The organism is Streptomyces sp. NPDC028289, assembly GCF_055565975.1.
Genome location: NZ_JBVHTI010000009.1, coordinates 523,873 through 545,813, shown reverse-complemented (window position 1 = coordinate 545,813; position 21,941 = coordinate 523,873). Strand labels below are relative to the sequence as shown.

The 21,941-nt window shown below is 72.2% G+C and carries 19 protein-coding genes; 14 read left to right on the top strand and 5 right to left on the bottom strand.

The features are described from left to right. Nucleotides 1–3: 3 nt before the first annotated feature. From ACZ4UV_RS42230 to ACZ4UV_RS42190, 9 genes are all read left to right on the top strand, one after another. The gene (locus ACZ4UV_RS42230) at nucleotides 4–1,470 is read left to right on the top strand and encodes an MFS transporter (protein WP_451018897.1); all 1,467 of its coding nucleotides are present in this window, start codon (nucleotides 4–6) and stop codon (nucleotides 1,468–1,470) included. A gap of 111 nt (nucleotides 1,471–1,581) precedes the next feature. Continuing rightward, the gene (locus tag ACZ4UV_RS42225; protein WP_390035054.1) at nucleotides 1,582–2,343 is read left to right on the top strand and encodes an SDR family NAD(P)-dependent oxidoreductase; all 762 of its coding nucleotides are present in this window, start codon (nucleotides 1,582–1,584) and stop codon (nucleotides 2,341–2,343) included. Between the two features lie 269 nt (nucleotides 2,344–2,612). Further along, nucleotides 2,613–3,779 (top strand): 3-deoxy-7-phosphoheptulonate synthase, encoded by a 1,167-nt coding sequence (locus ACZ4UV_RS42220; RefSeq protein WP_351499037.1) that lies wholly within the window; start codon nucleotides 2,613–2,615, stop codon nucleotides 3,777–3,779. Nucleotides 3,780–3,796: 17 nt separating this feature from the next. Continuing rightward, complete coding sequence (locus ACZ4UV_RS42215) at nucleotides 3,797–4,567, top strand: 2,3-dihydro-2,3-dihydroxybenzoate dehydrogenase (RefSeq protein WP_451018895.1); 771 nt, start codon at nucleotides 3,797–3,799, stop codon at nucleotides 4,565–4,567. A gap of 89 nt (nucleotides 4,568–4,656) precedes the next feature. Next, nucleotides 4,657–5,298, top strand: coding sequence for an isochorismatase family protein (locus ACZ4UV_RS42210; RefSeq protein WP_390035051.1), 642 nt, complete (start codon nucleotides 4,657–4,659; stop codon nucleotides 5,296–5,298). Between the two features lie 41 nt (nucleotides 5,299–5,339). Beyond that, the gene (locus tag ACZ4UV_RS42205; RefSeq protein ID WP_451018906.1) at nucleotides 5,340–7,223 is read left to right on the top strand and encodes an anthranilate synthase family protein; all 1,884 of its coding nucleotides are present in this window, start codon (nucleotides 5,340–5,342) and stop codon (nucleotides 7,221–7,223) included. Beyond that, nucleotides 7,211–7,543, top strand: a complete 333-nt coding sequence (locus ACZ4UV_RS42200; RefSeq protein ID WP_390035050.1) for a hypothetical protein — start codon at nucleotides 7,211–7,213, stop codon at nucleotides 7,541–7,543. The genes ACZ4UV_RS42205 and ACZ4UV_RS42200 overlap by 13 nt, the downstream gene beginning before the upstream one ends. A gap of 78 nt (nucleotides 7,544–7,621) precedes the next feature. Then, entirely contained in the window at nucleotides 7,622–8,806 is a 1,185-nt protein-coding gene (locus tag ACZ4UV_RS42195; RefSeq protein ID WP_451018894.1) for a 3-hydroxybenzoate 6-monooxygenase, read from the top strand. Between the two features lie 198 nt (nucleotides 8,807–9,004). Next, nucleotides 9,005–11,416 (top strand): endonuclease/exonuclease/phosphatase family protein, encoded by a 2,412-nt coding sequence (locus ACZ4UV_RS42190; RefSeq protein WP_467845516.1) that lies wholly within the window; start codon nucleotides 9,005–9,007, stop codon nucleotides 11,414–11,416. Nucleotides 11,417–11,611: 195 nt separating this feature from the next. Here the strand turns inward: ACZ4UV_RS42190 and ACZ4UV_RS42185 are convergent, their stop codons facing one another. Further along, entirely contained in the window at nucleotides 11,612–12,415 is an 804-nt protein-coding gene (locus ACZ4UV_RS42185) for a VOC family protein (RefSeq protein ID WP_467845412.1), read from the bottom strand. Between the two features lie 313 nt (nucleotides 12,416–12,728). On the opposite strand from ACZ4UV_RS42185, the gene ACZ4UV_RS42180 reads away from it, so the two are divergent. After that, nucleotides 12,729–13,571, top strand: a complete 843-nt coding sequence (locus tag ACZ4UV_RS42180; protein ID WP_451023067.1) for a sulfurtransferase — start codon at nucleotides 12,729–12,731, stop codon at nucleotides 13,569–13,571. A 54-nt stretch (nucleotides 13,572–13,625) separates the two neighbouring features. Here the strand turns inward: ACZ4UV_RS42180 and sepH are convergent, their stop codons facing one another. Continuing rightward, nucleotides 13,626–14,663, bottom strand: coding sequence for a septation protein SepH (gene sepH, locus ACZ4UV_RS42175; RefSeq protein ID WP_390035047.1), 1,038 nt, complete (start codon nucleotides 14,661–14,663; stop codon nucleotides 13,626–13,628). Between the two features lie 471 nt (nucleotides 14,664–15,134). On the opposite strand from sepH, the gene ACZ4UV_RS42170 reads away from it, so the two are divergent. After that, a complete protein-coding gene (locus ACZ4UV_RS42170) occupies nucleotides 15,135–15,917 on the top strand; it encodes a hypothetical protein (RefSeq protein WP_467845409.1) in 783 nt (260 codons plus the stop codon). Here ACZ4UV_RS42170 and ACZ4UV_RS42165 read toward each other — a convergent pair. Further along, nucleotides 15,841–17,160: a D-arabinono-1,4-lactone oxidase gene (locus ACZ4UV_RS42165; RefSeq protein WP_451020886.1), complete on the bottom strand. Its 1,320-nt coding sequence runs from the start codon at nucleotides 17,158–17,160 to the stop codon at nucleotides 15,841–15,843. The two genes, ACZ4UV_RS42170 and ACZ4UV_RS42165, sit on opposite strands and share 77 nt — an antisense overlap. Continuing rightward, a complete protein-coding gene (locus ACZ4UV_RS42160) occupies nucleotides 17,120–18,358 on the bottom strand; it encodes an MFS transporter (RefSeq protein WP_390035044.1) in 1,239 nt (412 codons plus the stop codon). The genes ACZ4UV_RS42165 and ACZ4UV_RS42160 overlap by 41 nt, the downstream gene beginning before the upstream one ends. Nucleotides 18,359–18,523: 165 nt before the next feature. Between ACZ4UV_RS42160 and ACZ4UV_RS42155 the strand changes: the two genes are divergently transcribed. After that, nucleotides 18,524–19,651: a ferrochelatase gene (locus ACZ4UV_RS42155; RefSeq protein WP_451020887.1), complete on the top strand. Its 1,128-nt coding sequence runs from the start codon at nucleotides 18,524–18,526 to the stop codon at nucleotides 19,649–19,651. An 8-nt stretch (nucleotides 19,652–19,659) separates the two neighbouring features. After that, entirely contained in the window at nucleotides 19,660–20,475 is an 816-nt protein-coding gene (locus ACZ4UV_RS42150; protein ID WP_451020888.1) for an inositol monophosphatase family protein, read from the top strand. A gap of 214 nt (nucleotides 20,476–20,689) precedes the next feature. On the opposite strand, the gene ACZ4UV_RS42145 is transcribed toward ACZ4UV_RS42150, so the two are convergent. Further along, the gene (locus ACZ4UV_RS42145; protein ID WP_167450044.1) at nucleotides 20,690–20,863 is read right to left on the bottom strand and encodes a hypothetical protein; all 174 of its coding nucleotides are present in this window, start codon (nucleotides 20,861–20,863) and stop codon (nucleotides 20,690–20,692) included. A 419-nt stretch (nucleotides 20,864–21,282) separates the two neighbouring features. Between ACZ4UV_RS42145 and ACZ4UV_RS42140 the strand changes: the two genes are divergently transcribed. Further along, nucleotides 21,283–21,936: a response regulator transcription factor gene (locus ACZ4UV_RS42140; protein WP_356203304.1), complete on the top strand. Its 654-nt coding sequence runs from the start codon at nucleotides 21,283–21,285 to the stop codon at nucleotides 21,934–21,936. Nucleotides 21,937–21,941: the final 5 nt, after the last annotated feature.

The following is a 21,941-nucleotide window of genomic DNA, read 5'->3' as shown; positions in this document are numbered from 1 at the left end:
GCTGTGCAGCAGCATGACGTCGTCGCGGCCGAGCGGACGGAGCCGCCCCGGACGGCCGCCGAAGCGGCACCCGGCAGGAGACGAGGCGTGGCCTTCGCGCTGCTGGCGTCGGTCCAGTTCGTGCTCATCCTCGCCATGAGCGTGCTCAACGTCGTACTCCCGGACATCCAGCACGAGTTCGGGCTCGACCGGGCGGAACTCGCCCTGCTCTCCGCCTCCTACGGCATGTCGTTCAGCGGACTGCTGCTCCTGGGCGGCCGGCTGTCCGACCTGTACGGCAGCCGGCGGATGTTCCTCCTCGGTACCGGGATCTTCGGGGCGAGCTCGGTACTGGCGGCGGTGTCCCCGGGCCTGTGGACCCTGCTGGCCGCGCGCTTCGCCCAGGGCGCCGGTGCCGCACTCGCCGTACCGGCCGCGATGGCGCTGGTCAGCGTCGTGCACCCCGAACCCGCGCGGCACGCCCGCGCCATGGCGGTCTGGGGCGGGCTCGCGGCCTCCGGCGGGACCGCCGGGATGCTGCTGTCCGGGGTGGTGGCCTCGTCGAACTCCTGGCGCTGGGCGTTCGTCGTGCCCGTCGCGGTGACGGCGGTGACCCTCGTCGCCGCCCCCCGGCTGGTCCCCGAGGGCGCGGCCCCGCGCGGCGGCCGGCTGGACGTCCTCGGGGCCGTCCTGGTCACCACGGGGATCGCGCTGCTCAGCTACGGCCTGGTGGAGGCACCGGAACGCGGCTGGACCTCCCCGGTGGCGCTCTCCACCCTGATCGGCGGCGGTGCGCTGCTGCTGGCGTTCGTCGTCACCGAGGCGCGGGTGCCCCAGCCGCTCCTGCCGCTGTCGTTCCCCGCCTCCCCCCGCAGGGCGATGGCGCTGCTGGCGGTCTTCCTGGGCGCCGCCGGGATCACCACGATCTTCTTCATGCTCGCGCTGTACTTCCAGGAGGTCCGGGGCTACTCCGCGCTGGAGACGTCGGCGGCGTTCCTGCCGTTCGGGCTGACCCTCGTCGTCAGCGGACTGAGCGTGGGCAGGCTGGTGCAGCGCTTCGGGGCGCGCGTGGTGCTGGTCACGGGGCTGGTGCTCGCCGGACTGGGGCTGGCGGCACTGGGCCGGATCGGCACGGACACGCCGTACACGGGCGCGGTACTGGCCGGACTGGTGCTCTTTCCGGCGGGGGTGGCGCTCGTCTTCGCCGGATCCACCGTCACCGCGACCACCGACGTCCCGCAGGAGCAGGCCGGTCTCGCCGGCGCCGTGGTCAACACCGCGCTGGAGGCCGGGCCGGCCATCGGGCTCGCCGTCCTGGTGACCCTGGCCACCGGACGCACCACGGACCTGGTGCACAAGGGCGCGAGCGCGGCGTCCGCCCTGACCTCCGGCTACGGCTTCGCCTTCACCGTCGCGGCCGTGGCCTTCGGTGCCGCCGGGGTCTGCGTGCTCGTCCTGCTGCGCCCGCGCCCGCTTCGGGACGGAAGCTGAAGGAACCCGCTCCCTCCGCCTGCCGGACGGAAGGACCCCGCTCCTTCCGTCGTCACCCCGAGGCACCCTGATTTCCCATCCATCACGACATGTACCGAGGAGCACCCCCCCATGACCGCCCGTTTCAAGGACAAGGTCGTCATCGTCACCGGGGCCGGAGCCGGCATCGGCCGGGCCAGCGCCAGGGCCTTCGCCCGCGAGGGCGCCACCGTGGTCGCTGCCGGAGCCCGGCCGGAATCCATCGAGGAGACCGTGCGTCTCGTCGAAGAGGACGGTGGCACGGCCGACGCCGTCGTCGCCGACGTCACCCGGCCCGAGGACATGGAACGCCTGGTGCGCACCACGGTGGAGCGCCACGGCGGCCTGCACGTCGCGCACAACAACGCGGGCGTCTTCGGCAAGCCCACCCCGGTCGGCGACCTGGACCTGGCGGCGTGGCAGTCCGTACTGGACGTCAACCTCAACGGCGTCCTGATCGGCATGCAGCAGGAGATCAGGCACATGCGGGCGCACGGCGGCGGCGTCATCGTCAACACCGCGTCCAACATCGGCTACCACGGGCGCCGCCCCGGCATGGCCGCCTACGCCGCGTCCAAGGCCGCCGTGAGCACCCTCACCCGCGTCGCCGCCCTGGACCACATCAAGGACAACGTGCGCATCAACGCGGTGAGCCCCGGCGCCACGGACACCAGCATGTCGCTGCGTCCCGGGGAGACCGACGCCGACCGTGCGGCCCGGCTGGCCACGACGGTTCCGATCGCGCGCGTCGCGGCGACCGACGAGATCGTCAACGCGGTGCTGTGGCTGGCGTCCGACGAGTCGAGCTTCGTCGTCGGCCACGACCTCGTCGTCGACGGCGGCGTCACCACCTGATCCCGCCACCGGGTCCCCGCACCCGATTCACGGCGTCCCGGTTTCGTGGCCCATAGGGTCACGAAAGCGGGACGCCGTGCTTTCCGGGAATTCTCGAACCCGGTCGCATGAATTTGCCTCGACCCGTGGGTGAATTCGTCCCGACCCGCCGGGACATGACGAAGTAACGGTTCTCCGCTTTACGGAGGTTCCACGATTCCGCAGAATCGGTGAAGCAACTCACGAGTTCAGCCGAATAAATCCTTCTGCATCCCATGAGAGGAACCGAGTTGGACAGCGAGCTCGCTTACATCGAATCGCTCCCCGCTCTCCAGCAGCCCGACTGGCGAGGCCGTCCCGAAACGGAGCGGGCGAGGCGGGAACTGAGCGCGCTGCCGCCGCTCGTCGAGGCCGCGGACGTGACCCTGCTGCACGACCACCTCGGGACGGTCGCCCAGGGGAACGCCCAGGTCATCCAGGCCGGGGACTGCGCCGAGGACTGGGCGGAGAACGGCCGCGTGGACGTCGCCCGCAAGGCCGCGGTGCTCGACCTCCTGGCGGGTGTCATGCGCGTCAACACGGGCCGCCCCGTGGTACGCGTGGGCCGGCTCGCCGGTCAGTACGCCAAGCCGCGCTCCAGGCCCACCGAAACCGTCCAGGGTGTCGAACTGCCCGTCTACCGCGGGCACATGGTCAACGATCCGAACCCCGACCCGGTACTGCGCCGTCCCGACCCCCGGCGCCTGCTGACCGGCCACCGGGCCGCCGCCGAGGTCATGGCACACCTCGGCTGGGCCGGCAGCGCCCGGCGCGCGCAGGCCCCCGTCTGGACCAGCCACGAGGCCCTCCTCCTCGACTACGAACTGCCCATGCTGCGCCGGCAGGACGACGGCGGCCTGCTGCTCACCTCGACGCACTGGCCGTGGATCGGCGAACGCACCCGGCAGGCGGACGGCGCCCACGTGGCGCTCCTGGCGGCCGTGCGCAACCCGGTGGCCTGCAAGGTGGGGCCGACCATGACACCGGAGGAACTGCTGCGCCTGTGCGAGCGGCTGGACCCCGGCCGGGTCCCCGGGCGGCTGACGCTCATCGCACGGATGGGCGCCGGCACGGCACCCCACAGGCTCCCCGCCCTGGTCGCCGCCGTCCGCGCCGCCGGGCACCCGGTGATCTGGCTGTCCGACCCGATGCACGGCAACACCGAGTGCGGTCCCGACGGCCTGAAGACGCGTTTCGTGAAGAGCCTCGTACGCGAGGTCGAGGAATTCCAGGAATCCGTGGCGGCCGCCGGCGGAATTCCCGGCGGCCTGCACCTGGAAACCACTCCGGACCAGGTCACGGAATGCGTTGCCGACGCAACTCACCTGGATTCGGTCGGAGACAAGTACACGAGCTTCTGCGACCCGCGGCTCAATCCCCGGCAGGCCGTGGAAGTCGCCTCGGCCTGGCGCCGCTGAAAGGAGACCTGTTCATCATGCAGGAAAAGATCGCGCTGGTCACGGGAGCCGCAGGCGGAATAGGCGAGGCCGTCGTCCGCACCCTCGGCGAACGCGGGGCCTCGGTGGCCGCGGTGGACAAGGACGCCGGCCGGCTGAGCGAGGTGACCGGGAAACTGGCCGCCGCCGGGCTCCGGGTACGGGCGTTCCCCGCCGACGTCACCACGAGTGCGGCGGCCGAGCGCCTGGTCGCGGACGTCGAGGACACCCTGGGGCCGCTCGACCACCTGGTCAACGGGGCGGGCGTACTGCGCCTGGGCAAGGCCCGGGACCTCACCGACGAGGACTGGGCGGCGACCTTCGCCGTCAACACCACCGGTGTGTTCTTCATGTCGCGCGCCGCGGTCGACCGCATGGTCCCGCGGCGCTCGGGGTCCGTCGTCACCATCGCCTCCAACGCGGCCGGCACGGCACGCGTGGACATGGCCGCGTACGCGGCGTCCAAGGCCGCCGCGACCATGTTCACCAAGTGCCTCGGCCTGGAGGTCGCCCGGTACGGCATCCGGTGCAACGTGGTCGCGCCCGGCTCCACCGAGACGCCGATGCTCACGTCCATGTGGAAGGACGACCACGGGCGCACCGCGACCCTCGACGGATCGCCCGACGCCTACCGGGTCGGCATCCCGCTCGGCAAGCTGGCCCGTCCCTCGGACGTGGCCGAGGCGGTGGCGTTCCTCCTCTCGGACCAGGCCGCGCACATCACGATGCACGACCTCACCGTCGACGGCGGCGCGAGCCTCGGCGTCTGACGGACCCGTCGACCCCTCGCCCTGCCGCCCCACCGAGCCAGGGGCACATCGGCACATCGGCACATCGATTCAGCGATACGAGGAAGGCCATGCCAGGCATACCCCCCATCCAGCCCTATCCGCTGCCCCGGGCCGGCGACCTGCCCGCCAACACGGCGGTCTGGAAAGCCGATCCGGACCGCGCGGTCCTGCTCGTCCACGACATGCAGCGGTACTTCCTCCGGCAGTTCCCCGAGGACCGGGCTCCCGGCGCCGACCTGGTGCGGAACGCGACCCGGCTCCGCGAACAGGCGCTCGCCTCCGGCATGCCCGTCGCGTACACCGCGCAGCCGGGTGGCATGACCGACGAACAGCGCGGACTGCTCAAGGACTTCTGGGGGCCGGGCATGGACGTCGCTCCCGCCGACCGGGAGATCGTGGCGCCCCTCACCCCCGGACCGGACGACTGGCTGCTCACCAAGTGGCGCTACAGCGCGTTCTTCCGGTCCGACCTGCTGGACCGGATGCGCGCCCACGGACGCGACCAGCTCGTCCTCTGCGGCGTGTACGCGCACATCGGCGTCCTGTCCACCGCGGTGGAGGCCTTCACCAACGACATCGAGACGTTCCTGGTGGCCGACGCCGTCGCCGACTTCACCGAGGCCTACCACCGGCTGGCCCTCGACTACGCCGCTGAGCGCTGTGCCCTGGTCACCACGACGACGGAAGTGATCGAGGAGCTCGGCCGATGAACGCGCCGATCAACGAGCCGATGAACGAGGAGACCCCCCGTATGGCACCCGACCCGCTCGACCGGATCCTCGGGCCGCGGCCGCCCGCCTTCGCGCTGCTGCACCGTCCCGAAGCCGGCGGCGCGGACACCCTGGAGGTCCTGTGGGGTACGACGTCGACGGTGGACGCCGTCGCCCGGATACCCCTGAGCGAGGCGCCCGATCCCGATGCCGGGGCGCGCCACGAGGTCCTGGCGCTGATCCCCTACCGCCAGGTCGCCGAGCGCGGCTACGCCTGCGCCGACGACGGCGAACCGCTGATCGCGATCACCGTGGCGGAGCAGACCTCTGTCCCGCTGGGCGACGCCCTGCGGCGGCTGCCGGACGAGCCGGTCGTGCTCGGCGGCGGCGACTTCGACCTGGACGACGACGAATACGCCGGAATCGTCCGCAAGGTGATCACGGACGAGATCGGCACGGGCGAGGGAGCGAACTTCGTCATCAAGCGGTCGTTCGTCGCCGACATCACCGGCTACACCGTGCACAGCGCCCTGGCGTTCTTCCGGCGGCTGCTGGAGCGGGAGCAGGGCGCGTACTGGACGTTCGTCGTGCACACCGGCGACCGCACCTTCGTCGGCGCCTCCCCCGAGCGGCACGTGAGCCTGCGGGCCGGCCGCGCCGTGATGAACCCGATCAGCGGCACCTACCGCTACCCGCCCTCCGGTCCCACCCTGCCGGGGGTGATGGAGTTCCTCGCCGACCGCAAGGAGACCGACGAGCTGTACATGGTCGTCGACGAGGAGCTCAAGATGATGGCCCGCGTCTGCGACCCCGCTCCCCGGGTCGTGGGGCCGTATCTGAAGGAGATGGCGCGGCTCGCCCACACCGAGTACTTCATCGAGGGCGCGAGCGACCACGATCCCCGCACCATCCTGCGGGAGACCCTGTTCGCCCCGACGGTGACGGGCAGTCCGCTGGAGAGCGCCTGCCGGGTGATCAACCGTTACGAGCCCCGCGGGCGCGGCTACTACAGCGGCGTGGCCGCCCTGATCGGGCAGGACGAGCAGGGACGGCGCACGCTCGACTCCGCGATCCTGATCCGCACCGCCGACATCGACGACACGGGCCGGCTGAGCATCGGCGTCGGTGCCACCCTGGTACGGCACTCGGACCCGGGCTCGGAGGTCGACGAGACGCGGGCCAAGGCGGCCGGCCTCCTCGCCGCCCTGGGCGCCGAGGACCCCACGCGCCTCGCCGACCACCCGCGGGTACGCCAGGCCCTCGGCCGGCGCAACGACTCGATCGCCGGGTTCTGGATCGGCGAGCGCGCCCACCGGGCCGGCCCCAGGTCCGAACTGGCCGGCCGCCGGGTCCTCGTGGTGGACGCGGAGGACGCCTTCACCTCCATGATCGGCCACCAGCTGCGGGCCATGGGGCTGAAGCCGACCGTGCGGCGCTTCGACGAGCCCTACTCCTTCGACGGCCACGAACTCGTCGTCATGGGCCCCGGCCCCGGTGATCCGCGCGACACCGGGCACCCCAAGATCGCACACCTGCGGTCCGCGATCCGCGCGCTGCTGGACCAGCGTCGGCCCTTCCTCGCCGTCTGCCTGAGCCATCAGGTGCTCAGCACCCTGCTCGGCCTGGAACTGGTGCGCCGTCCGGTGCCCAACCAGGGGGTCCAGCGGGAGATCGACCTGTTCGGGGCGCGGGAACGGGTGGGCTTCTACAACACGTTCGCCGCCCGCGGCACACAGGACGAGTTCGAGGTTCCGGGCACGGGGATCGTCGAGGCGAGCCGGGACGGCGCCACCCAGGAGATCCACGCGCTGCGCGGGCCGGGTTTCGCCTCCATGCAGTTCCACGCCGAGTCCGTGCTCACCCAGGACGGCGTACGCATCGTCGGGGACGCGCTCGAAGGGGTGCTGCGCACGTGCACGTGGTGATCGCCTGGTGGCAGCTCGACCGGTCCGCGCAGACCATCGCCTCGCTCCGGAACTTCCTGCGCGACGAGGCCGTGGACCGTTTCTCCCGGGTGCCGGGGCTGCGCCTGAAGGTGTGGATCTCGGACGAGCGCACCGACCGGTGGGGCGCCGTCTTCCTGTGGGAATCGGCTGAGGCCGCGGCCGCGCCCCTGCCGGCCCGGGCCGCCGAACTCATCGGCTACCCGCCCACCGAACGGCACGCCTTCGACGTCGAGGCCACCACGGAGGGCACGTACGACACCGTGCGGCTGGCCCGCCTGGGCCTCGCCTTCGCCGGCTGAGCCCGCGCTCCCGTCGCAACCGCGACGGATCCTTCCCCCGACCTCCCGACCAGCTTCCCCACAACGACAAGGATGACGATGAAGGTACTCATTGCCGGGGGCGGTATCGGCGGCCTCGCGGCGGCGCTGAGCATCGCGCGCCACCACCAGGTCGTCGTACTGGAACGCAGGGACGCCTTCGGCGAACTGGGCGCGGGCATCCAGCTGGGCCCGAACGCCTTCCACGCCCTGGACCGTCTCGGCGTCGGCGCGGCGGCCCGTCGGCACGCGGTGTACACCGACGAGCTGAGGTTCATGGACGGCACCACCGGACAGCGGGTCGCGAGCATGCCGCTCACCAGCGCATACCGCACCCGCTTCGGGAACCCCTACGCCGTCGTGCACCGCGGCGACCTCTACCAGACGCTCCTGGACGGCTGTGCAGCCGAGCGGAACATCACGCTCCACACCAACTCCTCCGTGACCCGGTACGAACAGGACCCGGCCGGCGTCACGGCGATCACCGACACCGGGCGGCGTTTCACCGGCTCCGCGCTCGTCGGCGCCGACGGCATCCGCTCCGCCGTGCGCGGCCAACTCGTCGGAGACGGCGCGCCTCGCGTGTCCGGCCACACGATCTACCGGTCCGTCATCCCCATGGAGCGGGTCCCGCGGGAACTGCGCTGGAACACCGTCACCGTGTGGGCCGGCCCCAGGTGGCACTTCGTCCACTACCCCATCGGCAGCGGGAAGTTCCTCAACCTGGCGGTCACCCGCGACGACGGCGCCCGGGACGTCGTGGTCGGCAGGCCCGCGGAGCGGACGCACGTCCTGTCCGAGTTCCCCGGACTGAGCGACACCGCCCGGCAACTGCTGGAACTGGGGACCGACTGGAAGGAGTGGGTCCTGTGCGACCGCGACCCGGTCGAACGCTGGACGGACGGCCGCGTCGCCCTCCTCGGCGACGCCGCGCACCCGATGCTCCAGTACGCGGCCCAGGGCGCCTGCATGGCCCTTGAGGACGCCGTCCTCATCGGCCAACTGCTCGCGGGCGCGGCGGGGGACGTCCCGCAACGCCTGGAGAAGTACAACGCCGAGCGGTACGAGCGTGCCGCCAGGGCCCAGTTGGTGTCCCGTGCCATAGGCGAACAGCTCTACCACCCGGCCGGAGACGCCGCTGCCGCCCGCAACACCATGCTGTCCGGCCTCACGGTCGACGAGCTGTACGACAAGGTCGAGTGGCTGCACGGGGCGCGCATCGGCGGGTCGGGAGAACAGCGTTGACCAGGGCGCCCCGCCGACCACCCCTCCGTTCCCTGGATTTAACCCGGGACTCCTTGGCGACCCCCCATCTACACGCGTAACTTGGGTCGGCCTCCCCCCACGCGCCCGGTTCAAGCGCCGCCCACCCGCGGCGCGTTGAAGCATCCGACGTCCGAGGAGACCGCAAGCGTGTCCAGACCCGCAGGGAGCAGATCCCGCATGCGCCGCGCCGCCTACCCGCTGATTTCCGTGAGCGTGGCGAGCGCGTTCGCGATGACCGCCCTTCCCGCCGCGTACGCCACGCCGTCCGCCTCGGCGGTGATCGCCGAGGTGTACGGCGGTGGCGGCAACTCCGGCGCGACCCTGACCCGGGACTTCGTGGAGCTCGGCAACGCCGGGTCCGCGGCCTACAGCCTGGCCGGCTACAGCGTGCAGTACCTGCCCGGGGCGCCGTCGGCGTCCTCGCAGTGGCAGGTGACCGCACTCGGCGGGTCCGTCGCGCCCGGCGGCCGTTTCCTGGTCGCCGAGTCGCAGGGCAGCGGCGGCACCACGGCCCTGCCGACCCCGGACGCGACCGGCTCGATCGCGATGAGCGCGACCATCGGCACCATCGCCCTCGTCTCCGGCACCACCGCGCTGACCTGCAAGACCGCCGCCGACTGCGCGGCCGACAGCCGTATCGTCGACCTGGTCGGCTACGGCACCGCGGTGGTCCGCGAGGGCAGCGGCCCGGTCACCGGCGCCTCCAACACCGCCTCCGTGGCCCGGTCCGAGACGCCGGCCGACACGGACGACAACGCGGCGGACCTCACCGCCGGCACGCCCTCGCCGGTCAACTCGGCTGGACAGACACCGGGTTCGGGTGACGGCGGCGGGGGAGGGGACGACGACCCGACCCAGCCGGGCACCGTCCGCGTCCACGACATCCAGGGCACCACCCGCAGGTCCCCGCTCGCCGGGCAGACCGTCGCCAAGGTGCCGGGCATCGTCACCGGCGTCCGTACGTCCGGCTCCAAGGGCTACTGGATCCAGGACCCGACGCCGGACGCCGACCCGCGCACCAGCGAGGGCGTCTTCGTCTACACCGGCTCGGCCGCCCCCACCGTGGCGGTCGGCGACTCGGTGCTGGTCAGCGGCAAGGTCAGCGAGTACTACCCGAGCAGCACCAGCCAGTCGGTCACCGAGATCGACGGACCGACCGCGACCGTGCTCTCCGGCGGCAACGCGCTGCCCGCGGCCGTCACCCTGGACGCGGCCTCCGTACCGGACGCGTACGTCCCCACCGCCGACGGCGGCAGCATCGAGTCCCTCGCCCTCCAGCCGGCCGTCTACGCCCAGGACTTCTACGAGTCCCTGGAGGGCATGCGGACGACGTTCGCCGACGCCCGGGTGGTCGGCGCGAGCGACGCGTACGGCGAACTGTGGGTCACCGTCAAGCCCGACGAGAACCCGACCCCCCGCGGCGGCACCCTTTACTCCTCCTACGACCAGCCCAACACCGGCCGCATCGAGGTGATGTCCCTGGACACCGCCACCGCCTTCCCGGCCGCCGACGTGGGCGACGAGCTGTCCGGCACCACGACCGGCCCGCTCGACTACTCCACCTACGGCGGCTACAACGTCCAGTCCACCCAGCTCGGCACCCTCGTCGACAACGGCCTGAAGCGGGAGGTCACCCGCCGCCAGAAGGGCGACGAGCTCGCGGTCGCCACCTACAACGTGGAGAACCTGGACGCGCTGGACGACCAGGAGAAGTTCGACCGGCTCGCCGAGGGCGTCGCGGTCAACCTCAACTCGCCCGACATCGTGGCCCTGGAGGAGATCCAGGACGACAACGGCGCGACGGACGACGGCACCGTCACCGCCGAGGCGACCCTCAAGAGGTTCACCGACGCCATCCGCGCGGCCGGCGGCCCGCGTTACTCCTGGCGCTACATCTCACCGGAGAACGACAAGGACGGCGGCGAGCCCGGCGGCAACATCCGCCAGGTCTTCCTCCTCAACCCGAAGCGGGTCTCCTTCACCGACCGTCCCGGCGGCGACGCCACCACGGGCACGGGTGTCGTCACGACGCACAAGGGGGCCCGGCTCACCTACTCTCCCGGCCGGATCGACCCGACCAGCGACGCCTGGGACGACAGCCGCAAGCCGCTGGTGGGCGAGTTCGTCTTCCACGGCCAGACCGTCTTCGTCGTCGCCAACCACTTCGTCTCCAAGGGCGGTGACCAGCCCCTGCACGGCCGCTACCAGCCGCCGGCCCGCGGCTCGGAGGCCCAGCGCGCGGCCCAGGCCACCGAGGTCAACACCTTCGTCAGGTCGCTGCTCAAGGCGGACGAGGACGCCAAGGCCGTCGTCCTCGGCGACCTGAACGACTACGAGTTCTCGCAGACGGTGACCGACCTGACGGACGGCGGCGTCCTGACCCCGCTGATCACCACCCTGCCGGCCGCCGAGCGCTACACCTACGTCTACGACGGCAACTCGCAGACCCTGGACCACATCCTGACCAGCCCGGCGGTGACCCACGTCGACTACGACGTGGTGCACATCAACGCCGAGTTCGCCGACCAGGCCAGCGACCACGACCCGCAGATCGTACGGATCGACGTCAGCAAGTGCCGTAAGCACTGAGCGACGTCTCCGCGGCGGGGGGGGGGGGGGGGCCCCCCCCCCCCCCCCCCCCCGGGGGCCCCCCCCCCCCCCCCCCCCCCCCCCCCCCCCCCCCCCCCGCCCCGCCCCCGCCCCCCCCCCCCCGCCCCCCCCGCCGGCCGCGGCGGGGGGGGGGGGGGGGGGGGGCCCCCCCCCCCCCCCCCCCCCGGCGGTGGCTCAGCGCGGCCCCTGGACCACCGAGAAGACCGCGCCCTCCGGGTCGGCCACCGTCGCGACCCGCCCGTGTGCGCTGTCCCGGGCCGGCTTCAGCACCTGCCCGCCCAGCTCGGCGACCTCCCGCAGGGTCGCGTCCGCGTCGGCCACCTCGAAGTACGTCAGCCAGTGCGGCCCCCGGTCCCGGGGCAGCGAGAGGCCGACGCCGTGGATGCCGGCCACCGGGCGGCCCCCGACGTGCAGGGTCACGTAGTCGAAGTCGGCGGACACCACCGGCTCCTCCTCGTAACCGAACACCGTCTCGTAGAACTTGGCGACGCTCGACGTCTCGAAGGTGAGCAGCTCGTCCCAGACCGGTGTGCCCGGGACGCCGGTCACGGTCGTGCCGAGATGGGCCGATCCCTGCCAGATGCCGAACACCGCGCCCGAGGGGTCGGAGGCGATCGCCATCCGCCCGGCCTCGGCCGCGTCCAGCGGGCCGACGCCCACCGTGCCACCGCACAGCCGGGCCGTCTCGGCCGTCAGGTCCACGTCGTCCGAGGCGAAGTACGGCGTCCACGCGATCGGCAGACGCAGGTCCGGCGACAGCTGCCCGATCCCCGCGACCTCCTGCCCGTCGAGCAGCGCCCGGACATACGGGCCGAGCTGCTGGGGGCCGGGCTCGAACTCCCAGTCGAACAGGGTTCCGTAGAACTCCTCGGTCGCGGTCAAGCCGTGCACCATCAGACTCACCCAGCAGGGGGTGCCGGGCGCGCGCCGAGCGTGCGTGCCGCCGTTCGCGCCCGCCGATCCCCGTACCTCGGTCATCGTCACTCTCTCCTCGGCCCCTCACGGTGGCCGTGTCGCTTCCGCTCTCCGGACCGGCTGTGCCGCAGCCGCGGGCACGCCCCGTGCCGATGCTCGCACCCTCCGTGGCGCTCTGCGTGCACGACCGTGGGGCGGCTTCGCCGCGAGGATGCCTGGTCTGCCGCTTCTCGCCCGTTTCCGGTCGATTGCCGTCGGGTGTCCATCAGCTGTACAGCATGTGCCCGATCCCGTACGCCCGGTGATCGAGCCTGTCCGGCCGAGCAGAGTAGTCGGACCTGGACGATGCGGCCACCCCTGGCGTAAGGATGGGGCCATGGAAGCCATCATCACCGCAACCGAACTCGCCGACGTCCTGACCGGGCCGACTCCGCCCGTCCTGCTGGACGTCCGCTGGCAGCTGACCCCGCCCGGCACCCCGCCCTTCGACGGCCGGGCGGCCTACGCGGCCGGGCACCTGCCGGGCGCCGTCTACGTGCACCTGGACGGCGAACTCGCCTCGCCGCCCGGCGGGAACGGCCGGCATCCGCTGCCCGACCTGACGGTCTTCGGTGCGGCGATGCGCCGCGCGGGGGTGTCGGCGGACCGTCCGGTCGTGGTGTACGACGGCGGACAGGGCTGGGCGGCGGCGCGCGCCTGGTGGCTGCTGCGCTGGACGGGTCACCCGGACGTGCGGGTCCTCGACGGCGGGTTGCCGTCCTGGACCGGCGCTCTTTCGGCCGACGTCACCGAGCCGGCCGAGGGTGACTTCGAACCGGCCCCCGGTGCCGGGCAGTTGCTCGACGCGGACGGGGCGGCGGCGCTGGCTCGTTCAGGTGTGCTGTTCGACGCCCGTGCGGGGGAGCGGTACCGGGGTGACGTGGAGCCGATCGACCGGGTCGGCGGCCACATCCCGGGCGCCGTGTCGGCGCCGACCACGGAGAACGTCGGCCCGGACGGCCGCTTCCTGCCCGCGGCCGAACTCCGTGACCGCTTCAAGGGCCTGGGCGCCTCGGAGGGGGCCGAGGTGGGCGTGTACTGCGGCTCGGGCGTCTCCGGTGCCCACGAGGTGCTGGCGCTGGCCGTCGCGGGCATTCCGGCGGCGCTGTACGTCGGTTCGTGGTCGGAGTGGTCCGCCGACCCGTCCCGTCCGGTGGCGGTCGGCCCCGACCCGCAGTAGCGCAACGAAGGGAGGGGGCACGCGTGCGTGCCCCCTCCCTCCTGCTTCAGCCTCTTACTCCTGCTTCTTGCGCCGCGTCCCGAAGACGATCTCGTCCCAGCTCGGCACCGCGGCCCGGCGGCCGGGCCGGACGCCGTCCGCCTCGGCCTGGCGGTCGGTGGCACCGATCAGCCGGTCGCGATGGCTGCCGACGGAGCGGGGCATGAGGACGTCCGCGTAGGCGGAGCCCGCCGAGGCCGCCGGCGCCGGGGGCTCCTCCGCGGCCGGTTCCGGAGCGGGCTCCTCCGGCACCTCCACCGGGCGCTCCGGGACCACCATGTCGCCCCGGAAGCTCGGCACCGCCTCCAGCAGGCTGGTCAGCGAGTCGCGTTCGCCGGTCGTCTCCTCGACCGGTTCGGACGACTGCGCGGGCAGGCTCGGCCGCTCACGGTCCCGGTCGCCGGAACGGTCCAGCGGACGGTCGCGCGGCAACCGCGCGATGCGCGGCACGAACGGAAAGCTGGGCTCCGGTACGGCGAGGTCGTCGGACTCGCCGATCAGCGAGCGCGCCTCGTCGTCGACCGCCTGGACGAGCCGCCGCGGCGGGTCGTAGGTCCAGCTCGCCGAGTGCGGTTCGCCCGCGACCCGGTAGACGAGCAGGACCTCCCAGGTGCCGTCGTCGCGGCGCCAGGAGTCCCACTGCACGGTGTCCTTCTCGGCACCGCGCAGCACCAGCCGCTCCTGCACGGCCTCGCCGAGCAGCGGCCCGGAGTTCTCGCCGGGCCTGCGGACCGGCGTCTTGCGGGCCCGCTCGGCCATGAAGGCGCGCTCGGCCAGTACCGGACCCTCGAAGCGCCGCACCCGGTCGACGGGGATCCCGGCGAGTTGCGCGACCTCTTCGGCCGTCGCGCCCGCTCGTATCCGCGCCTGGATGTCTCGGGGCCGGAGATGGCTCTCGACCTCGATCTCGATCTGACCGAGCCGGGGCCGGTCGCCGCGTACGGCGGCACGGAGCCGTTCGTCGATCGGAAGGGTGTACTCCGTTGAGTCGGCAGCCTTGAGCACCAGCCGTGTGCCGTCATTGGAGACGGCCACGACACGCAGTTCGGGCATGGGGACCTCCCGGGTGGTGCCTGCCGACGTCACGTGCGTCGCTGCTTCCGCTAGTCGAGTGTGGCCTGCCCGGGTGCAGCCTGCCACAACCTTGCCGAGTTGCCCGGCGTGTCGGGCACGGGCCCTGCACCGCCGTTATGGCACGGTTACCTATTCGCAACGCTAAGTGACCAACTCCGTCACCCTGTGCAACTAGCCCCCTCCCGGCGGTCCTGCAAGGCCTCGGACGCCCTGGCGGGAGACCGGACCCAGGGCTCGCAACAGTACTCCATTCGGGCCACGCGCGTGGATTGGCGCGCCGTCCAACTTCTGGCAACAACCGCCCCCCGGCCGCCGTTTGCCCCTATCGGGCGATCTTGAACGTGGCGTACTTCACGCAATCCACAGAAACGGAACTAATGGTTTCGTCCGTACGTCCCTTTCTTTTGCAGTCGATCGAACAAGTGCGGGAAAGGCAGGCAAGGTTCGGGAATGCGCGAAAGGCCCGGTTCCGGTGACGCGACCAGTACGGGGGAGGAGGTGAAGGGAAGTCCGAAGCGGATCGACCTCAGCGTGCCCCAGGTCGCGGGCAGCGCGGTGGCCGCGGTGGTGGCCGCCAAACTCGCGTCCTACTTCGGGGTGTACGGCACGATCCTCGGCGCCGGAGTCGTCAGCGTGATCGCCACCTGCGGCGGCTCGGTGTTCCAGCACTTCTTCAGGCGCACCGGCGAACAGTTCCGCGACGCGGCGGTGACCGGGTCCAGAACCCCGCCTCCCCGGGAGCAAGCGCCCCCGGCCTCCGGCGAGTTCACCGAGGGCACCGTCTACCGCGCCCGAGTGCGGACCCGGCGCCGCCCGCTGGTCGCGGCCGCTCTGGTGTTCGCGGTGACCATGGCCGGCGTAACGACGTACGAACTGGTCTCCGGCAACAGCTTCAGCGGCGGCTCCGGTACGACGGTGGGCGGGGCGGTCACCGGCACCACCACGTCGCCGGGGTCGTCCGACTCCACGGACCCGTCGGACCCACCGACCCCGTCGGCCCCTGCGGATTCCACGGATTCCACGGGTGCTTCGGGCTCCTCCGGCTCGAAGTCCGGTGTCGGCACGGCCGCTTCGCCGACCCCGTCTCCGTCGGCAACCCCGAGCGGGTCCGCGAGCGGGGAGCCGAGCACGGCCCCCGCGCCCGACGGCTCCTCGGCTACTGCCCCAGAACCCTCCGCAGATAGTCGTTCTGGAACAGCCGGTCCGGATCGAGCCGATCCCGCAGCGCCGTGAACTCGCCGAAGCGCGGGTAGACCTCGGCGAAGTAGTCCGCGTCCCGGGTGTGCACCTTGCCCCAGTGCGGACGGCCCTCGTGCGCGGTGAAGATGCGCTCGGCGGCGGTGAAGTACGCCTGGTACGGCGTACCCCGGAACATGTGCACGGCGACGTAGGCGCTGTCCCGGGCGGAGGCGGTGGACAGGGCGATGTCGTCGGCGGGGGCGGTGCGTACCTCGACCGGGAAGTTCACCCTGAGGCCGGAACGGTCGACCATCGCCCTGAGTTCCCGCAGCGTGTCCACCAGCGCCTCGCGGGGCACCGCGTACTCCATCTCCACGAACCGCACCCGGCGCGGGGACGTGAAGACCTTGTACGGAATGTCCGTGTACGACCGCGCGGACAGCGCCGTGCTGGAGATCCGGGCGACCGTCGGGACGACGGCGGGCACCGCGCGGCCGAGCAGCTGCGCGGCGTGGAAGACCCCGTTGGAGAGGAACTCGTCCTCGAACCAGCCGGCCAGCTGCCCCACCGGCTGCGGCGGGCCCGCACTGCGGTTGTTGCGCTTGGTGTTGGTGTTGCCGGTGTGCGGGAACCAGTAGAACTCGAAGTGCTCGTTCTCGGTCCGGAGCTGGTCGAACTCGGCGAGTACCCGGTCCAGGGGCATCGGCTCCTCGCGCGCGGTGAGCAGGAAGACCGGCTCCACCGCGAACGTGATCGCGGTGACGATGCCCAGCGCGCCGAGGCCGACCCGCGCCGCCGCGAAGACCTCCGGGTTCTCCTTCTCGGAGCAGGTGAGCACCGAGCCGTCCGCGGTGACCAGTTCGAGTTCCCTGATCTGGGCGGCGAGCGAGGCGGACTCGCGGCCGGTGCCGTGGGTGCCGGTGCTGGTGGCCCCGGAGACCGTCTGCTCCATGATGTCGCCCATGTTGGTCAGCGACAGGCCCTCACGGGCCAGGGCCACGTTGAGTCTCTTGAGCGGGGTGCCGGCCTCGACCGTGACCGTCATGGCCTTGCGGTCGATGTTGCGTATGCCGGTCAACAGCTGCGGGCGGACCGAGACACCGTCGGTCGCGGCGATCGAGGTGAAGGAGTGGCCGCTGCCGACCGCCTTCACCTTCAGGCCGTCCTCGGCCGCCTGCCGTACGGCCGCCGCCAGCTCGTCCACGGAGGCGGGCACGATCTCCCGCGCGGGGCGGACGGTGACGTTCCCTCCCCAGTTACGCCACGTGCCGCTCTTCCCGCTCGCTGTACTGCTCAACGGTGCCTCCCCGACCCGTGACCGGCCTGCTGAGCCGGCGGTACCCGAGGAAACCGACCGCGACCGCGACGGCACCGGACACGGCCGGAACCCCGTACCCGGCACGGGCGCCGGCCGCGTCGATCACCCAGCCGGCGACCGAGGAGCCGAGCGCCACCCCGACCGCGAGGCCGGTGCTCACCCAGGTCATGCCCTCGGTGAGTTTCGCGCGAGGTACGTGCTTTTCGATGAGGGACATCGTCGTGATCATCGTCGGTGCGATGGACAGGCCCGCAACGAACAGCGCCACGGCCAGAAGCGGCAAGTTTCCGACCAGTAGGAGGGGGATCATACTCACGGCCATCGCACATATGCCCAGCAGCCACCTGCGTTCCGGCTTCCCCGCGAACCTCATGAGCCCGAAGACCGCTCCGGCGACGCAGGAGCCCGCCGCGTACAGCGCCAGGACGACGCTGGAAGCGCCCTTGTGGCCGCGTTCGTCGGCGAAGGCGACGGTCACCACGTCGACCGCCCCGAAGATCGCCCCGGTGGCCACGAAGGTCGCCACCAGCACCTGGAGGCCGGGCGCGCGCAGCGCCGAACCGCCTCCGTGGTGCCCGCGCGGGTGCGGCTCGGGCTCGGTGGCCCGCTGGGCGGTCAGCCAGAAGACGCCGGCGGCGAGGAAACCGGCGGCCAGCAGCGGACCCGCCTCCGGGAACCAGGTCGTGGACAGGCCGATGGAGAGGATCGGCCCGAAGATGAAGCAGACCTCGTCGACGACGGACTCGAACGAGTAGGCGGTGTGCAGCTGCGGGGTGCCCCCGTAGAGGGCGGCCCAGCGGGCCCGGATCATCGCGCCCAGGCTCGGCACCGCGCCGATCCCGGCGGCGCACACGAACAGCACCCAGTCCGGCCACCCGTAGTGCGCGGCGAACAGCAGCCCGGCCGCCGCGGCGAGCGCGAGCAGGGTCGCGGGGCGCAGGACGCGGCGCTGGCCGTGCAGGTCGACCAGCCGGGACACCTGCGGCCCGATCGCCGCGGCGGACAGCGCGATGGTGGCCGACAGCGCGCCCGCGAGCCCGTACCGCCCGCTGAGCTGGGAGATCATCGTGACCACGCCGATGCCCATCATGGACAGCGGCATCCGGCCGACGAAGCCCGCGGCGGAGAAGCCCTTGCTGCCGGGGGCGGCGAACAGAGCACGATAGGGGCTGGGCACGGGGATCTCCGACGACTGAGCTGGGTAAGGCGCGACTGCGGCTGATACAGCTTACGAGTGCGGTCACCCGGATGCACCCGCTGGGTGCCGGGGGATAAACCTCCGGAATCCGACTCTTCACGCTCCTGTTTCCGGGCCGTCAGTGCCGGGTGGCAGGATCGGCTCATGTCAGACGCGCTCGATGCCACCCCCTACGACGCCCTGCTCCTGCTCTCCTTCGGCGGCCCGGAAGGCCCGGACGACGTGGTCCCGTTCCTGGAGAACGTGACGCGCGGGCGCGGTATCCCGAAGGAACGTCTCAAGGAAGTCGGGCAGCACTACTTCCTGTTCGGCGGGGTCAGCCCGATCAACGACCAGAACCGCGCCCTGCTGGACGCCCTGCGCAAGGACTTCGCCGAGCACGGCCTGGACCTGCCGATCTACTGGGGCAACCGCAACTGGGCGCCGTACCTGACGGACACCCTGCGCGAGATGGTCGCCGACGGCCGCCGCCGCATCCTGGTGCTCGCCACCAGCGCCTACGCCTCCTACTCGGGCTGCCGCCAGTACCGCGAGAACCTCGCGGACTCGCTGGCCGCGCTGGAGGCCGAGGGGCTCGAACTCCCCAAGGTCGACAAGCTGCGGCACTACTTCAACCACCCCGGCTTCCTCGACCCGATGATCGACGGAGTGCTGGCATCCCTCGCCGACCTCCCCGACGACGTCCGCGCGGGCGCCCACATCGCCTTCACCACCCACTCCATCCCGACCGCGAGCGCCGACACCTCCGGCCCGGTCGAGACGCACGGCGAGGGCGGCGCGTACGTCGAGGAGCATCTGGACGTGGCCGAGCTGATCGCCGACGCGGTCCGGGAGCGCACCGGCATCGACCACCCCTGGCGGCTCGTCTACCAGTCCCGCTCCGGCGCCCCGCACATCCCGTGGCTGGAGCCGGACATCTGCGACCACCTGGAGGCGTTGCACGGCGCCGGGGTACCGGCCGTCGTCATGGCCCCCATCGGCTTCGTCTCCGACCACATGGAGGTCCTCTACGACCTCGACACGGAGGCCACGGCCAAGGCCGGGGAGCTCGGTCTGCCGGTACGGCGGTCCGCGACCGTCGGGGACGACCCGCGGTTCGCCGCCGCGATCCGCGAGCTGGTCCTGGAGCGCGCCGCCGCGGAGAGCGGGCGGGAGGTCACGCCGTGCGCCCTGGGCGCGCTCGGCGCGAGCCACAACGTCTGCCCGGTCGGCTGCTGCCCGGCCCGCGCCCCCCGCCCGGCCGCGGCCGGCGCCGACAGCCCCTACGCGTGAGGAACCCCGTGACCGACGCCCTGCACACGGACCTGCTGGACCTCGCCCGGGAGGCGGCCGCCCGCGCGGGCGAGCTGCTGCGGGACGGCCGCCCGGCCGACCTCGCCGTGGCCCGGACCAAGTCCAGCCCGATCGACGTCGTGACCGAGATGGACATCGCGGCGGAGAAGCTGATCACCGACCTGATCGCCGGCCACCGTCCCGGCGACGGCTTCCTCGGCGAGGAGGGCGCGTCGACGGAGGGCACGAGCGGCGTCCGCTGGGTGATCGACCCGCTCGACGGCACGGTCAACTACCTGTACGGACTGCCGACCTGGGCGGTTTCCATCGCCGCCGAGCAGGACGGGGAGACCGTGGTCGGCGTCGTGGCGGCCCCGATGCGCGGTGAGACGTACCACGCGGTGCGCGGCGGCGGGGCCTGGGCGACCGGGGCGTGGGAGGGCGAGCGTGAGCTGCGCTGCCGTCCGGCGCCGCCGCTGGACCAGGCGCTGGTGTCGACCGGCTTCAACTACGTCACCGCCGTCCGCACCCACCAGGCCGAGGTCGCGGCCCGGCTGATCCCGCTGCTCCGCGACATCCGGCGCAGCGGGTCGGCCGCGATCGACCTGTGCGACGTGGCCTGCGGCCGGCTGGACGGCTACTACGAGCGCGGGCTGAACGCGTGGGACTGGGGCGCGGGGGACCTCATCGCCCGTGAGGCCGGCGCCCTGACCGGCGGCCGCCCCGGAGAAGGCCCCGCACGCGCCCTGACGGTCGCCGGCACCCCGGGCGTCTTCGAGCCCCTCCAGCGCCTCCTGGAGGACTTCGGGGCGTGGCACGACTGAGGGACGCTGCCCGCCGGAGCTGAGGCGGGCACGGCACTGCCGGTCACCGCCGGTCACCGGCATGACGGCCGAGCGCCGTTGCGGCGCGGAAAGATCCCGCTCCTTTCCGGCGGCAGGAATCGAACGCTGTTGCGGTGGGAAAGGATCAGGTACGAGCAGGGCCCCGGCGCTGGATTCGCCGGGGCCCTGTTCGTGATGCGGTGTTGCGGGACTGTCAGACGCTGGTCGCGCCGACTTCCACACCGTGTTCGGCTGCGAGGCGGCGCAGGTCGTCGAGCTCGGCCTGCTCCACTTCGACGAGGAAGTCGTCACCCTCGTCACGAGCCCGGGTGATGTCGGACTCGGTCGCCTTTATGCGCTGCAGAAGTCCTGCGGTGAATGCGTCCATGCTGCGCCCCCTCGTCCTGGGTCGTGGGTCGGTGGCACGGGGGTGTGCCGTTCGGAAGGGGCGATCACGTCTCTCGCGGGTGCCCAGCGCTGCCCTGCTGGGCGGCGACGGTGCCGGACACCCCCATCGTCCACTCTGCTGTAGCGGCGGTGTACGTACCGCATGGTGCTGCGGCACATGCAGAGCGTGATCGCGGGGTGTACATGCCGTCCTCCCCCCGCTCCTCTCCGTGGAAACCTCAACCGCAGGAGAAAATCCCGCATTCCCGCCCGACGGCCTCGGATCCGGCCGCCCAGGCCCCTGTCTTACTGCCGACTTATGGCCGAAAAGGGCAGGATGGAGGTCACACATCCCAAGAAGACCCCTGCCCGGGTGCGCCGGTGCGCGCTACGCGGGTGGACAGAGGAAGGACAAGCGACGTGCGCGTACTCGTCGTCGAGGACGAGCAACTGCTCGCCGATGCGGTGGCCACCGGACTGCGCCGGGAGGCCATGGCAGTCGACGTCGTGTACGACGGTGCGGCCGCCCTGGAGCGCATCGGCGTCAACGACTACGACGTGATCGTCCTCGACCGCGACCTCCCCCTCGTGCACGGCGACGACGTCTGCCGCAAGATCGTCGAGCTCGGCATGCCCACCCGCGTGCTGATGCTCACCGCCTCCGGCGACGTCAGCGACCGCGTCGAGGGCCTGGAGATCGGCGCCGACGACTACCTCCCCAAGCCCTTCGCCTTCAGCGAGCTGATCGCGCGCGTGCGCGCCCTCGGCCGCCGTACCAGCGTGCCGCTGCCGCCCGTCCTGGAGCGCGCCGGCATCAAGCTGGACCCGAACCGCCGCGAGGTCTTCCGCGACGGCAAGGAAGTCCAGCTCGCGCCCAAGGAGTTCGCGGTGCTGGAGGTGCTGATGCGCAGCGAGGGCGCCGTGGTCTCGGCCGAGCAGCTCCTGGAGAAGGCGTGGGACGAGAACACCGACCCCTTCACCAACGTCGTACGCGTGACCGTGATGACCCTGCGCCGCAAGCTGGGCGAGCCCCCGGTGATCGTCACCGTCCCCGGCTCGGGTTACCGGATCTGATGACC

Bases quoted from the DNA above. Each gene is read 5' to 3' on its own strand.
- ACZ4UV_RS42225 (WP_390035054.1), top strand. From the start codon at position 1,582: ATGACCGCCCGTTTCAAGGACAAGGTCGTCATCGTCACCGGGGCCGGA.
- ACZ4UV_RS42215 (WP_451018895.1), top strand. From the start codon at position 3,797: ATGCAGGAAAAGATCGCGCTGGTCACGGGAGCCGCAGGCGGAATAGGC.
- ACZ4UV_RS42210 (WP_390035051.1), top strand. From the start codon at position 4,657: ATGCCAGGCATACCCCCCATCCAGCCCTATCCGCTGCCCCGGGCCGGC.
- ACZ4UV_RS42205 (WP_451018906.1), top strand. From the start codon at position 5,340: ATGGCACCCGACCCGCTCGACCGGATCCTCGGGCCGCGGCCGCCCGCC.
- ACZ4UV_RS42195 (WP_451018894.1), top strand. From the start codon at position 7,622: ATGAAGGTACTCATTGCCGGGGGCGGTATCGGCGGCCTCGCGGCGGCG.
- ACZ4UV_RS42190 (WP_467845516.1), top strand. From the start codon at position 9,005: ATGCGCCGCGCCGCCTACCCGCTGATTTCCGTGAGCGTGGCGAGCGCG.
- ACZ4UV_RS42185 (WP_467845412.1), bottom strand. From the start codon at position 12,415: ATGACCGAGGTACGGGGATCGGCGGGCGCGAACGGCGGCACGCACGCT.
- ACZ4UV_RS42180 (WP_451023067.1), top strand. From the start codon at position 12,729: ATGGAAGCCATCATCACCGCAACCGAACTCGCCGACGTCCTGACCGGG.
- sepH (WP_390035047.1), bottom strand. From the start codon at position 14,663: ATGCCCGAACTGCGTGTCGTGGCCGTCTCCAATGACGGCACACGGCTG.
- ACZ4UV_RS42170 (WP_467845409.1), top strand. From the start codon at position 15,135: ATGCGCGAAAGGCCCGGTTCCGGTGACGCGACCAGTACGGGGGAGGAG.
- ACZ4UV_RS42155 (WP_451020887.1), top strand. From the start codon at position 18,524: ATGTCAGACGCGCTCGATGCCACCCCCTACGACGCCCTGCTCCTGCTC.
- ACZ4UV_RS42145 (WP_167450044.1), bottom strand. From the start codon at position 20,863: ATGGACGCATTCACCGCAGGACTTCTGCAGCGCATAAAGGCGACCGAG.